Annotated in this window: 9 protein-coding genes and 1 tRNA gene; 2 read left to right on the forward strand and 8 right to left on the reverse strand. The window is 55.2% G+C overall.

Annotated elements, in window-relative coordinates; all coding sequences use genetic code 11:
• Nucleotides 1-27: 27 nt before the first annotated feature.
• The 4 genes from betA to betI all read right to left on the reverse strand — a co-directional run bounded on the left by betA (nucleotide 28) and on the right by betI (nucleotide 5,472).
• Complete coding sequence (gene betA / locus E6C51_RS17370; RefSeq protein WP_190236920.1) at nucleotides 28-1,680, reverse strand: choline dehydrogenase; 1,653 nt, start codon at nucleotides 1,678-1,680, stop codon at nucleotides 28-30.
• 193 nt (nucleotides 1,681-1,873) lie between these two features.
• Nucleotides 1,874-3,337, reverse strand: a complete 1,464-nt coding sequence (gene betB, locus E6C51_RS17375) for a betaine-aldehyde dehydrogenase (RefSeq protein WP_190236921.1) — start codon at nucleotides 3,335-3,337, stop codon at nucleotides 1,874-1,876.
• Nucleotides 3,338-3,340: 3 nt separating this feature from the next.
• Nucleotides 3,341-4,873, reverse strand: a complete 1,533-nt coding sequence (gene betC / locus E6C51_RS17380) for a choline-sulfatase (RefSeq protein ID WP_190236922.1) — start codon at nucleotides 4,871-4,873, stop codon at nucleotides 3,341-3,343.
• Nucleotides 4,870-5,472: a transcriptional regulator BetI gene (betI, locus tag E6C51_RS17385; RefSeq protein WP_190236923.1), complete on the reverse strand. Its 603-nt coding sequence runs from the start codon at nucleotides 5,470-5,472 to the stop codon at nucleotides 4,870-4,872. Before betI ends, betC begins: the two co-directional genes overlap by 4 nt.
• Nucleotides 5,473-5,695: 223 nt before the next feature.
• Between betI and E6C51_RS17390 the strand changes: the two genes are divergently transcribed.
• Together E6C51_RS17390 and E6C51_RS17395 are read left to right on the forward strand one after the other, a co-directional pair.
• Complete coding sequence (locus tag E6C51_RS17390) at nucleotides 5,696-7,501, forward strand: bifunctional diguanylate cyclase/phosphodiesterase (RefSeq protein WP_190236924.1); 1,806 nt, start codon at nucleotides 5,696-5,698, stop codon at nucleotides 7,499-7,501.
• 102 nt (nucleotides 7,502-7,603) lie between these two features.
• On the forward strand, nucleotides 7,604-8,608 hold the full coding sequence (locus E6C51_RS17395; protein ID WP_190236925.1) for an NAD(P)H-quinone oxidoreductase: 1,005 nt from the start codon (nucleotides 7,604-7,606) through the stop codon (nucleotides 8,606-8,608).
• Between the two features lie 379 nt (nucleotides 8,609-8,987).
• Here the strand turns inward: E6C51_RS17395 and E6C51_RS17400 are convergent, their stop codons facing one another.
• The 4 genes from E6C51_RS17400 to mnmA all read right to left on the reverse strand — a co-directional run bounded on the left by E6C51_RS17400 (nucleotide 8,988) and on the right by mnmA (nucleotide 13,657).
• Nucleotides 8,988-9,563 carry a transglycosylase SLT domain-containing protein gene (locus tag E6C51_RS17400; protein ID WP_190236926.1) on the reverse strand — a complete coding sequence of 192 codons (576 nt, stop codon included), beginning with the start codon at nucleotides 9,561-9,563 and terminating at the stop codon, nucleotides 8,988-8,990.
• A gap of 358 nt (nucleotides 9,564-9,921) precedes the next feature.
• Nucleotides 9,922-11,694 (reverse strand): methyl-accepting chemotaxis protein, encoded by a 1,773-nt coding sequence (locus E6C51_RS17405; RefSeq protein WP_190236927.1) that lies wholly within the window; start codon nucleotides 11,692-11,694, stop codon nucleotides 9,922-9,924.
• A 529-nt stretch (nucleotides 11,695-12,223) separates the two neighbouring features.
• A tRNA-Met gene (locus E6C51_RS17410) sits at nucleotides 12,224-12,300 on the reverse strand.
• A gap of 160 nt (nucleotides 12,301-12,460) precedes the next feature.
• The gene (gene mnmA, locus E6C51_RS17415; RefSeq protein WP_146936488.1) at nucleotides 12,461-13,657 is read right to left on the reverse strand and encodes a tRNA 2-thiouridine(34) synthase MnmA; all 1,197 of its coding nucleotides are present in this window, start codon (nucleotides 13,655-13,657) and stop codon (nucleotides 12,461-12,463) included.
• Between the last annotated feature and the right edge of the window lie 179 nt (nucleotides 13,658-13,836).

Raw genomic sequence — 13,836 nt, forward strand, 5'->3', positions numbered from 1 at the left:
CGGAAATGCTCCAGGATCGAATCGGCTTTACCGGTCACACACCTGCCAATTGGGATTGATCCACGGTTCCTGATTGGAGCGCGGCAGGGGATGGCGGCCGAGGATGTGATCGGATGCCTTTTCGCCGGTCATGATTGAGGGGCCGTTGAGATTGCCGTAGGTGACATGCGGGAAGATCGATGAATCGGCCACCCGCAGTCCTTCCACGCCAATGACCTTGCAGGTTGGGTCCACCACCGCCATCGGATCATCCTTGCTGCCCATTTTGCAGGTGCCGCAGGGGTGATAGGCCCCTTCCAGATGCTCGCGAAGATAGGCGTCGATCTCATCATTGGTCTGGACTTGCAATCCCGGCGCAATTTCGCTTTCGCGGTAGGGATCAAAGGCTTTTTGCGCGAAAATTTCGCGGGTGATACGCACCGCATGGCGGAATTTCACCCAGTCTTGCGGATCGCTCATATAGTTGAAGCGCAAGACTGGGGTGTCCTTCACATCCGGTGAGCGCAAGCTGACAGAGCCACGGGATTTGGACATGTTATAGCCCACATGCGCCTGAAAACCGTGGCCTTCTGCCGAGGATTTGCCATCATAAGACACCGCAATCGGCAGGAAGTGATATTGAATATCCGGCCATTTGATACCGGCCGCTGATCGGATAAACGCCGCTGCCTCAAACTGGTTGGAGGTGCCAAGGCCTTGTTTGAAAAACAGCCACTGCGCCCCGACCACGCCTTTCCAGAACCAGTTGTTTTTGGAATGCAGGGTAATCGGCAGTTTCGATTTGAACTGGTGGTAATATTCCAGATGGTCTTGCAGGTTCTGGCCCACGCCTTGCCGATCTGCCACCACCTCAATGCCCATCTCACGCAAATGCGCCGCCGGGCCAATGCCAGACAGCAACAGCAGCTTGGGCGAGTTGAAGGCGGAAGCTGCCACGATTACTTCGCGGTTGGCGCGGATCACTTCGATCTTGCCGCCGATCTCGACTTCCACACCCACAGCACGTTTGCCTTCCAGCACGATCTTGCGGGCAAAACAGCGGATCAAGTGGCAATTGTCGCGCTTCAGCGCCGGTTTCAGATAGGCATTGGCAGCAGACCAGCGACGACCTTGCCAACTGGTCTGTTCCATCAGGCCAAAGCCTTCCTGTTTGGAGCCGTTGTAATCCTCGGTGACGGGAAAACCAGCCTGACGGCCTGCCTCGATAAAGGCGCGATAGAGCGGATTTTTTACCTCGCCCCGGCGCACATGCAAAGGCCCATCGGTGCCGCGCCAGCCCTCTTCGCCGCCATGGGCATTTTCCATGCGCTTGAAATAGGGCAGCACATCGGCATAGGCCCAGCCCGTTGCGCCCATCTCATCCCAACGGTTGAAATCCTCCGCATGGCCGCGCACATAGACCATGCCGTTGATGGAGGAAGAGCCACCCACCACCTTGCCGCGCGGCGCAATCATCCGGCGATTGTTGAGATGCGGCTCCGGTTCGCTCAGATAGCCCCAATTGTAGCGATCCATATTCATCGGAAAGGCCAGCGCCGCAGGCATTTGCACAAACGGGCCAATGTCCGAGCCGCCGAACTCCAGCACAATCACGGTGTTCTTGCCGTCTTCGGAGAGGCGGTAAGCCATGGCCGAGCCTGCCGAGCCTGAACCGATAATGATGAAATCTGCCTGTTGCATGTTACCAGCCTTTAGATCTGGGGAAAAACCCCTCCCAAACCCTCCCCACAAGGGGGAGGGCTTAATTTGCCGTTTGGTTCGCATTCCTTCCGGAGGTCACCGCAAGATGAGCGGTCGTAGAAGTGCAGGACGGTGACCACGGATTAGCCCCTCCCCCTTGTGGGGAGGGGTTGGGGAGGGGTCTTTACAACCCTCAATACGGCGCTTCACATTTGCCCATGCCGACGTAGACCGTCTTCAACTCCGAATAATGCTCCAGCGCTGCCTGAGAGTTTTCGCGGCCAAAGCCGGATTGCTTGGAGCCGCCAAACGGCATTTCCACCGGGCAAAGGTTATAGGTGTTGATCCACAACGTGCCTGCTTCCAACTGATCCACCACACGATGGGCACGGCTGATGTCTGCGGTAAACACGCCGCCAGCCAGGCCAAATTCGGTGGCATTGGCGCGGGCAATCACATCGGCCTCGTCATCAAAATCCAGCACGCACATGACGGGGCCGAAAATTTCTTCACGGGCGATGGTCATATCGTCGGTGACGTCGGCAAACACCGTGGGCTGAACAAAAGCACCTTGCGCGGACACTGCATTGGGAATGCCGCCGCCGGTGATCAGCGTCGCACCCTCGGCCTTGCCCTTATCGATGTAAGACAGCACTTTTTCCCGCTGCGCCATCGACACCAGCGGCCCCATCTGGGTGGCGTCATCCGTTGGATCGCCAATCACAATGGCTTCCGTGCGGGCTTTCAGGCGCTCAAGGAAGGTCTGCTTGATGGCCCGATGCACAAACACCCGCGTGCCGTTGGAGCAGACTTGACCTGTGGAATAGAAATTCGCCAGCATCGCACCGGAAATCGCGCTGTCGATATCGGCATCGTCAAACACGATCAGCGGTGATTTGCCGCCCAGTTCCATGGTCACATGTTTGAGCTGGCCCGCTGCGGCGGCGGCCACCTTGCGTCCGGTTGGTACCGATCCGGTCAAGGACACTTTGGCTACATCGGGATGATTGACCAGCAAAGGCCCGGTATCACGATCACCCTGAATAACGTTGAACACACCCTTGGGCGCACCGGCTTCAATCAGGATCTCGGCAATTTTCAACGCACCCAGCGGCGTCATTTCCGATGGCTTGAACACCATGGCATTGCCAGCCGCCAAGGCCGGTGCGGCCTTCCAGCAGCAAATCTGCTGCGGATAATTCCATGCACCAATGCCGACGCAAACACCCAGCGGCACGCGCTTGGTATAGGCAAAATCACCGCCCAGCGGAATATGGCTGCCGTTCATGCCAGCGGCCGCAATGCCACCGAAAAACTCCAATGAGTCGGCACCCGAGGTGGGGTCAGCGACAATGGTTTCCTGAATAGGCTTGCCAGTATCCAGCGTTTCCAGCTCCGAGAGTTCGCGGTTGCGCGCGCGCATGATCTCGGCGGCTTTTTTCAACACCCGGCCACGCGCCGTGGGCGAAAGAGCTGCCCATTCCTTTTGAGCCCGCTTGGCAGAGGCAATAGCGCGCTCGACAATCGCAGGCGTTGCGGCGTGAAGCTTGGCAATCACCTCACCAGTGGCAGGGTAGATGCTTTCAATCACCGTGCCAGCGGAGTCTTCGACGTATTCGCCGTCGATGAAGTGGGAGGCTTTGGGTTGGGCTTTCATACATCATTCTCCGCGCGGATAGCGTTTGGATTCTTCTAAAATATTCAGGTCCATATGGTTGCGCATGTAGCGCTCAGACGCTTTTTGCAGCGGCTGGTGATCCCATGGATAGTAAGAGCCGTTGCGCAGCGCTTCATAGACCACCCAGCGGCGCGCCTGACTTTCGCGCACCGCCGCATCAAAGCGGGCCATGTCCCAGCGGGCTTCTCGTTTCGTGATGAAATCAGCCAGAATATTCGCATAGGCCGGGTTCTCCGCGAGATTGGTCAGCTCTTGCGGATCAGCATCGAGATCAAACAATTGGTCCGGGTCCAGCGCGCAATGCACGTACTTCCAGCGGCCTTCGCGGATTGACACCATAGGTGCATAGGAGCCCTCAGCCGCATATTCCATCAACACGGGCGCGGTGCGCTTCTCTCCTTTGATCATGCCTGTCAGGCTCATGCCATCGGTCCAGGGCATGACCTCATCCATGGAAATACCAGCCAGATCGCACAGGGTTGGCGTGACATCGAGGTTGGAGGTCGGCGTTTGGTGCAGGCCGGGGGCAATGCCGGGGCCAGCCACCATCAGCGGTACGCGGGCTGATCCTTCAAAGAAATTCATCTTGAACCACAGACCCCGCTCACCCAGCATATCGCCGTGGTCAGAGCAGAACAGGACATATGTATTGTCCAGCATCCTAGTTCGGGTCAATGTGTCGATCAGCGCACCGACCTTGTCGTCGATATAGGAAATATTGGCAAAATAGGCGCGGCGCGAGCGGTGGATGTCATCTTCCGTCACATTGAAATTCTCATAGTCACAGGCATGGATCAGCCGTTTGGAATGCGGGTCCTGATCCATCAGCGTGCCGACCTCTGGCAGCAGATGCGCGCAATCCTCGTATAAATCCCAGTATTTCTTCCGCGCCACGTAAGGATCATGCGGATGGGTGAAGGAGACGGTCAGGCACCACGGGCGGCGGTTCGCGTCATCATTGTCGCGGGAGAGATGATAAAGCTTCTGCTCGGCCAGAAAGGCCACTTCATCATCATATTCCATCTGGTTGGTAATTTCGGCCACGCCGGAACCCGTCACCGAGCCGAGATTGTGATACCACCAATCAATCCGCTCACCGGGCTTGCGATAATCCGGCGTCCAGCCAAAATCGGCGGGGTAGATGTCGGTGGTCAGGCGCTCTTCAAAGCCATGGAGCTGATCGGGGCCGACGAAATGCATCTTGCCAGACAGGGCTGTGTAATAGCCTGCGCGGCGCAGATGGTGGGCATAAGTGGGAATGGACGAGACATATTCTGCCGCATTGTCATAGACCTGCGTGCGGCTGGGCAGTTGCCCCGCCATGAAAGAGGCACGTGCTGGCGCACACAGCGGCGAGGAGGTGTAATTGTTTTGAAAGCGCGCAGAGCGGGCCGCCAGTGCTTTCAGATGCGGCGCATGCAGCCAGTCTGCCGGACCGTTGTCAAACAGCGTGCCGTTCAACTGGTCCACCATGATGATCAGAATATTGGGCCTGGTCTTGGGTGAAGGGCTCATAGGCTGGCAGCTCCCGATTCTGCGCTGTGGAGTTGGCGGGTGACGTAATCTTCCACCAGTGCCACGGAGGCCTCGATGGAAAGCGGGGCAGCGCGCAGGCTTTGGCGAATATACAGCCCGTCAATCATCGCCGCCGTGCCTTCCGCAATACGCTCGGCATCCACAGGCGGGGCCAGCGAGGTCAGCGCATGCATCAGATTGGAGCGCAGCCGGCGCGCATAAATCAGCAGCAGGCGGCGCGTGGCCTCGGAGCGCTGGGCTTCGGAGTAAAAGGCAAGCCATGCCGCCACCGTGTCGGGTGCGAATTGATCGGCCTGAAAACTGACGTGGATGATTGCGGAAATCCGCTCAACCGGAGTTCTTGCCCTCAAGAGCGCAGCCACCGTGTCGGTTCGCAATTGTCGGAGCAAAGAGCGGATGGTCTCGATCAGCAATTGCTCCTTGCTGCCAAAATAATGATGGGCAAGGGCAGGAGACACGCCTGCGTTGCGGGCGATCTCCGACATGGTGACCGTCAGCGAGCCATGCAGGCCAATGGTTTTCAGCGCGGCATCCACCAACGCTTTCCTTCTCACAGGCTCCATTCCCAATTTCGGCATTGCTTTTCCTTGGGCTAATTCTGGGCTTTTCATGCTTGATAAAAGGCAGTTTATTTTTAATTGACTCATCAATCAATAAAAACCTTCTGCCTGATTGCTGATTTTCACCGCGGCAGCGTCTCAATCCGGCAAATGTCACAAAAGTTTCATCTTCCATAAAGACTTCGTTCAAGCATTATAGGTCAGCGTCGGGCAGATTTTATCAATTTGAGGCGAACAGGCTATGGCATTGAGCGTTGCTGCGGATGTGGGCGGAGTGCGTCGCTTTGCCAGTGATCAATTGCTGACCCTTGCAAAAGTTGTGGTCGAAAATGCACTTCAGCCGATTGTTGAAGTGCAGACCGGCGTTGTGTTTGGTTATGAAACCCTGATGCGGGGCCAGGAGCGTATCGGGTTTGAAACGCCGCTGGATATTCTCGATCAGGCCGAGGCGGCAGGCCAGCTTCTGGCACTGGAGCAAATGGTGGCCAGCCGGGCTTTGGCCAAATTTGCGACATTACCGGATCACGCCGCGTTCACACTGTTTCTCAATCTCGATGTACGGCTTATTCCCCATGGTGATACCATGGTCGATAGTTTGCTGGCCCATTTGAAAGCAGCGCGCATTGCGCCTTCATCTGTCTGTTTTGAGCTGTCCGAGCGCTTTGACAACACCAATGTGCCGGAGTTTAAAAGTCTTGTAAACCGGCTGCGGCGGGCAGGCTTTAAACTGGCCATTGATGATTTCGGTGTGGGCCACGCCGAGATGAAGCTGTTGTGCGATTACCCGGTCGATTACCTGAAAATCGATCGCCACTTCATTGCGGGCGTGGATACCAATCCGCGCAAACGACATCTGGTGAAAAACATTGTCCAGATTGCCCATGTGCTGGGTGTTCGGGTGATTGCCGAAGGCATTGAGACCGAAGGCGAGTTTATCACTTGCCGGGAGCTGGGCGTGGATCTGGTGCAGGGCTGGCTGATTGCCAAGCCAACCACCCATCTGGCCGAGCTTTTGCCTGCCTATCCGCATTTGCGCGAGGTGGGACAATCGCGCCGCAGCAGCCAGTCGCTCGACGAGATTCTCATTCGCAAACAGATCGAGCGTCTGCCGACGGTTTATGAAAATGACACGATTGAAAGCGTGTTTGATCTGTTTCGGCGCAATCCGCGCCAGTCGTTCTTTCCGGTGTTGAACGCCAATGGCGAGCCACGCGGCATTATTCACGAGATTCACCTCAAGGAATATATCTACCAGCCCTTTGGCCGCGATCTTTTGAAAAACAAGGTCTATGAGCGGACGATTTCGCATTTTGTTGACCGCGCCCCGGTGGTGGGTCTAGATGCCGACGCCGACCGGTTGATGGCGATTTTTGCCAATACCGATGGCAGCGATTGCGTGCTTTTGACCGAAAACATGCGCTATGCCGGGGTGATTTCGGCATCCTCCCTGATCCGCATTATTAACGAAAAGCAGCTGAAAAGCGCGCAGGAGCAAAACCCGCTGACGGGACTTCCGGGCAATCGCGCCATCCGCGATTTCATGCAGGCTGCGGGCCGCGACAGCGATGGTTTTCGCCATTTCTGCTATTGTGATTTTGACAATTTCAAACCCTTCAACGACCATTACGGTTTCCATCTGGGCGACCATGCCATCTCGCTGTTTGCGGCTTTGATGCGCCGCTATTTCTTTGCCGATGGCGTGTTTCTAGGCCATGTCGGCGGCGATGATTTTTTCATCGGCCTGAGCGATTGGACCAGTGATGAACTGACCGAAATTCTTGATCGGCTGTTGTCGGATTTCCACGGCGATGTCGCCGAGCTGTATTCCCCTGAAGATCGGGCATCCGGTCGCATTCGCGGCGAGGACCGCCACGGCATAACCCGCGATTTCGCCCTGATGCGCTGCTCCATCGGCGTACTGGAATTGCCGCCGGGGCTGGTGATCGATGATGTCAGCCGCCTGTCGTCCGAGATTGCTGCTATCAAGAAGCGTGCAAAAGAAAGCCAGTCGGGCCTGCATATTTCAAGGTTTCGCCTTGAAGAATAGCAAAAGCAGGGCGCGTCAAAGAGCCTCCTTTAAATGCGTAGCGTCATGGCCTATCTCTGACGTCTGCAATCATTGTGATGGCGAACTTGAGGAGAATGGCCAATGACGCTTCCCACCAGCATGCGCTATATTGATGTTTCCGCTCCCGGTGGTCCTGAGGTTATGCGTTTAGCTGATGGCCCTTTGCCCACCGCGCGCCCAGGTGAAGTGTTGGTGAAGGTTGAGGCCATTGGTATCAACCGGCCTGACGTTGCCCAGCGGCAGGGCAGCTATCCGCCACCAAAAGATGCAAGCCCAATCATGGGGCTGGAGGTAGCAGGAACCATTGTTGCCCTGGGCGAGGGCGTGCGTGATTTTGCCATTGGCGATAAGGTGTGCGGTCTGGCCAATGGCGGCGGTTATGCAGAATATTGTCTTTTGCCGGTCAGCCAGACCTTGCCATGGCCTAAGGGCTATGATGCCATCAAGGCGGCGGCGGTGCCGGAAACCTTTTTCACCGTCTGGGCCAACCTGTTTCAAATGGCAGGCGTGACCGAAGGCGAGACCGTGCTGATCCATGGCGGCACATCGGGCATTGGCACCACTGCCATTCAGCTTGCCAAGGCCTTTGGCGCGGATGTGTTTACCACCGCAGGCTCCGCCGAAAAATGTGCCGCTTGCGAAAAGCTGGGTGCCAAACGGGCCATCAATTACAAAACCGAGGATTTTGCTGCCGTCATCAAGGCTGAAACCGATGGCAAGGGTGTTGATATCATCCTCGATATGATTGGTGCGGCCTATTTTGAGAAGAACATTGCCTCGCTGGCCAAGGATGGCTGCCTGTCCATTATTGCCTTTCTGGGCGGTGCTGTGGCTGAAAAGGTTAATCTCGGCCCGATCATGGTCAAGCGCCTCACCGTGACCGGCTCCACCATGCGCCCGCGCACGTTGGAAGAAAAACGCGCCATCCGCGATGACCTGTTGTCCGAGGTCTGGCCGCTGCTGGAACAGGGCACGGTGGCACCGGTTATTCACGCAGTGCTGCCATTTGAGCAGGTGGCAGAGGCGCATCGGCAGATGGAAGAGAGCAACCACATTGGCAAGATTGTGCTGACATTGCAGCGATAACGACGGTATTTGATCAATCACTCAACAATGCGATGTTTTATCTTTCGTGCCTTGCGAAGCAGTGATTTGTCACCTACCTTTAGCTTAACGTCAACAAACAGAAAGGAAGGTGATCCAATGTCTAATGAGATTTCGATCTGCAATAGAGGCTTTGGAATAGTGATGAACGGAAAGGGGCAGCCCTCGGTCTGAACACACCTTCCTCACGGATGAGCTATTGCTCTCCGGGCCATTATGGCGAGGTCAAACTCATGGAAAGGGTCGCGCGAGCGACCCTTTTTTGTGTCTGGTGTTTGATCTGGGACGCCGCGCGCAAAGGCGCAATATTTTGCAGCATCCATCACCCACTTTCCTGACAAGCCTGAAAGAGATGATATCATCACGGGCAGCGCCGTAATTGATCCGCATAGATGTTGGCGATGGCGGCAAAGCGCTTTGCACCGGCCAAGGCCTCGGGTCTGGCGCGATAGGCACCCCGTTGATAGCCCACCTGTCCCGAGTGATAGGCCAAATAGATATTATAGGGCTGCGAGTAGGGGATGCCGTTGCGGATATGGCTTTGGTAGTGATACCAGCCGATAAAGCGGACCGCATCGGCAAAATTATTGCGGCGGGCAAAATAACGGCCAGTTTCGCGCTGGTAGCGCTCCCAAGTGCCATCCAGAGCCTGCGAATAGCCATAAGCCGTGGACACGCGCTTCCATGGGATGAAACCAAGAATATAGCGGCGTGGTGGTCTTGCCCGCGCTCGGAAGCTCGATTCTGTATAAATTGTTGCCATCAAAATCGGCACAGGCACGCCATATTCGCGCTCGACAGAGCGCGTGGCGCGCTTCCAGTTTTCAAACACGCCGTCGCGCTGCTCAAAAATCGCGCAGGCATTGCGGATTTGACTTGGCGGTCGGGCACAGCTTCCCAAAGCCAGCAACAGGGCGATGATGAGGAATTTACGCATAACAAACTTGCCTCTTCTATCAGCAGGCAGTTTATTCGCTAAAATTTAACGAAAAGTTTTGATTTTGTTTACGACTGCATAATTCCGATACCTGTGTGCAAGGGTGGAAATTATCTTTTATTTTTAAAGGCTTGCCCATTATTTTCAGCGCGCCCGATACACAGATTTTTCTCAAATGGTTGTGAATTGTACGCTTTTCAAGGCCAGCACAGGGCATCTACTGCGTCGCGGTTATTGAGATGCTGAAATGACAACGCCGTGCGCCAAATATGGCGCACGGCGTTGTAACACTTTAAATCTGCTGCATAATTTTCGTCTTAACTCGATTCCGATTTAAGGAATTATGCCGTAGCCTCTATCAGAATTCGCTCCAGCCATCCGATTGGGCGGGGGCACCCACCGCGCGGGCAACTTTTGCCATCATGCTGCGGGCAGGGGAGCTTGCTGGCCGGTGGGTGGCGTTGGCCACCGCCAATTGCCGCGGCGCTGCCGTGTTGCCAAGGCGGAACTTTTCAATCAATTCACGCAGGCGGGCGGTTTCCTGTGCAAGTGTGGCGCTGGCCGCATTGGTTTCTTCCACCATGGCGGCGTTTTGCTGAGTCACCTGATCCATCTGGTTGACGGCAGAATTGACTTCCGAGAGGCCTGTGGCCTGCTCACGGGCCGAGCTGGTGATGGCTTCCATGTGCTCGTTCACGGCCACAATATTCTGCTGAATGGTGCGCAGAGCCTCGCCCGTTTCACTCACCAGTTTCACGCCGGTGCTGACCTCGTTGGACGAATTGCGGATCAGTTCCTTGATTTCCTTTGCCGCTTGCGCCGATCGTTGCGCCAGTTCACGTACTTCCTGAGCGACCACGGCAAAGCCTTTGCCGGCCTCACCGGCACGGGCGGCCTCAACGCCGGCATTCAGCGCCAGCAGATTGGTCTGGAAGGCGATTTCGTCAATCACGCCAATGATGTTGGAAATCTGATTGGAAGAGCTTTCAATGCGCGACATGGCACCCACGGCGTCATCAACGACCTTGCCGGAGCGAACTGCATTCTCGCTGGCCGTTGCGGCGGCATGGCGCGCTTCTTCTGCACGCTTGGATGCGTTGTTGACGTTGACGGTGATCTCGTCGAGGGCTGCGGCTGTTTCTTCAAGCGAGGCGGCTTGCTGCTCTGTGCGCTTGGACAGGTCTTCTGCACTCTGGCTGATTTCGCGCGTGCCGTTGTCGATCTGTCCGGTGGAGTGGGCCACGGAGCCAAGCGTGTTGCGCATCTGTGTCAGCGCGTCATTCATCGTGCGGCGCAAGCCTTCAAAATCTGGCGCAAAGGGAGTGTCCAGCGTGAACGAAAGATCGCCATCGGCAAGACGGGTCAAAGCGGCACCAATTGCATTGACGGCATTGACGCGCTCCGTGACGTCGGTTGCAAATTTCACCACTTTGGTGACCTTGCCCTTGGCATCGACAATCGGATTGTAGGCGGCATTGATCACCACCACCTTGCCGTTTTTGCCATAACGGGTGAATTCGGCAGATTGCACTTCGCCACGGCGCAAAGCATCCCAGAACATTTTGTATTCTGGCGATTTGGCGTATTCAGGGCTCACCAGCATGCTGTGATTGCGGCCCTTGATTTCATCAAGACGATAATCAATGGCTTTGAGGAAATTTTCGTTGGCTGTGACAATCTCACCTTCGGTGGTGAACTCGATAATCCCTTGTGAGCGGCTGATGGCGGCCATCTGTCCGCTGTAGTCAAGATTTTGCAGACGCTCTTTGGCATCTGCCCATTCAACCACAAAACCTGTTGTTTTGCCGCCGTCCTGTAGCGGCGTTACGATCAGGTCAAAGGCGCGGTGCCCAACCCAGATTGTTGCCTTGTGCTGTGTTTTGAGGGCCGCCAGCATATTGCGCTGATGCGACGGATTTTTATGAAAGATATCGATATTGCTGCCAATCAGCTTGCTGAACTCAAAGCGTGGCAACTCTTTCTTGAGGTCCGACTCGGCTTCTTTCAGCAGTTCCATCACGGCTTTATTCATATACCGTATATTCAAATCGGCATCTGAAATCATGATGTTGGCGGTGATCACCTTCAAAGAATCGGTTTGCATGCGTGAAACACGGGACTGGCCAAACATATGTTATCGCCTCCTAGCGACAAGTTAAAAACCGAGGCTAAACTTGGCCTCAAATCGCGTCAGGCATGCACGTATGTTGACTTTGATTGACGGGCAAAAGCAATCCGAAGTGCAGGTACTGTACCAAGCTGAACGGAGTTCAAAGTAAAATACACATATTTAGGAATTCTAAAGAACCACTCGGTTCTCCTGTGGTTTTTAGGGGTAAATTCTGAAAGCAGCCGACAAAATATTGTATCTAATCAAACACAAGAGAGCGCTCATACTTTAGTCTACCGCATGGTTCCTTAAATCGGAATCGATTTAAAGTAAAAATTATGCAGCAGATTTAACGTGCTACAGCGTCTTTTGAGCGGCATATTTGGTGAGAGGCGCGGCCGTCTACTGTATCATTCCCCAAATCGATCGCGTTTTGAGGAATTATGCAGTTGGGGGCGTATGCGATAGGAAAGGGGTGTGGAAAAACGTTTCAATGCGCAGGATGCCTGGCGCAGAAAACATAGAAGATAAGGAAAGAAGCAGCGGAAAATGGTAGCGGGGGGCGGACTTGAACCGCCGACCTTGGGGTTATGAATCCCACGCTCTAACCACCTGAGCTACCCCGCCACACTCACTGAAACGCTTTGAAAACAAAGCCGCTGCAAGCGATGGGCGGCTTATAGTTCGAGCATCACAGCAAAGTCAAGCGCTCAAAAAAGAAAAATCATAAATTTGTCATCATGCTTTTAAAAACAACGACTTGAAGCGAAATTGGATTTGCGCTCGCCTATGCCGCCAGCGTGTCCTGCAAAAGGGCAGTCAGCGCCGCCTGTGCATCCGCGCTACGCTCTGATTTTTCAATAAAGCCGCCGCCGTAGACACGGGCGTCTGCACCGGGGGCCGAATAGAGCACGCAGGCCTGTCCGGGGGCGACACCTGCCTCGCCGTCTTCAAGGTCCACATAAATTCCGGTGTGGTCAACATAGAGTGTAGCGGGTGTCGGCGGGCGGGTGGAGCGCACCTTGGCAAAGCAGGCAAGGCCGCCTGCGGCTTCTTCTTCAATCGAATAATCGCCCAGCCAGTTGATGTCGCGCAAATAGACGCGGCGGGTTTCCAGCGCTTCCTTTGGCCCTACAATCACCCGGCGCGAGCGCGCATCGAGATAAACCACATAAAGCGGATCGCCGGTAGCAACCCCTAAGCCTTTGCGCTGGCCGATGGTGTAATGCAAAATGCCATCGTGTTGGCCCAAGACCCGGCCATCAAGATGCACGATATCACCGGCCAAAGCCGAGTTTGGCTTCAATTTGGTGATGATATCGGCATATTTGCCCTGCGGCACAAAACAGATGTCCTGGCTGTCGGCCTTTTGCGCCACCACAAGACCCATTTCCTTGGCCAATTCGCGGGTTTCGGCCTTGGAAAGGCCACCCAGCGGAAAACGCAGATAATCAATCTGTTCCTGCGTTGTGGCAAACAGGAAATAGCTCTGGTCGCGCTCACTATCAATCGGGCGAAACAGGGCGCGGTGGCCGGGGTCATTGGGCAGGGGCATGGCCTTGGAGCGAATATAATGGCCTGTGGCCAGCGCATCTGCGCCCAACTCCTTGGCGGTGGCCAGAAGATCGGCAAATTTTACGGTCTGGTTGCAGGCCACGCAGGGAATGGGGGTTTCGCCAGCAATATAGCTTTCCATGAATGGATTGATCACGGTATCGCGAAAACGCTGCTCGTAATCCAGCACGTAATGAGGAATGCCCAAGGTTTCACACACGCGCCGCGCATCATCAATATCTTGTCCGGCACAGCAGGAACCTGCCCGATGCACGGCGGCCCCATGATCGTAAAGCTGAAGCGTAATGCCCAGCACATCATAGCCTTCGCGTTTCAAAATCCCGGCCACAACCGAGCTATCAACGCCGCCAGACATGGCAACGACAATGCGTGTATCTTCCGGTCTCTTGTCAAAATCCAGCGTGTTCACGGGGCTTCTATCTCTTAAAACGTGCGAGAAGACCGCGATGCTCTTCATCATCATCGCCTGTGCAGTGTCTGCACAAGGCACCTTGTCTCATCCGGTCTGTTAGACATGGATATAGAAAGGATTGGCCGCTGATGCAAGACCAGTGCACAACAGGTGCTGTTGGTGCCTGTCATTGCGGT

This window comes from Gillisella terrae (assembly GCF_004801395.1).
Lineage (GTDB): Bacteria > Pseudomonadota > Alphaproteobacteria > Rhizobiales > Rhizobiaceae > Allorhizobium > Allorhizobium terrae.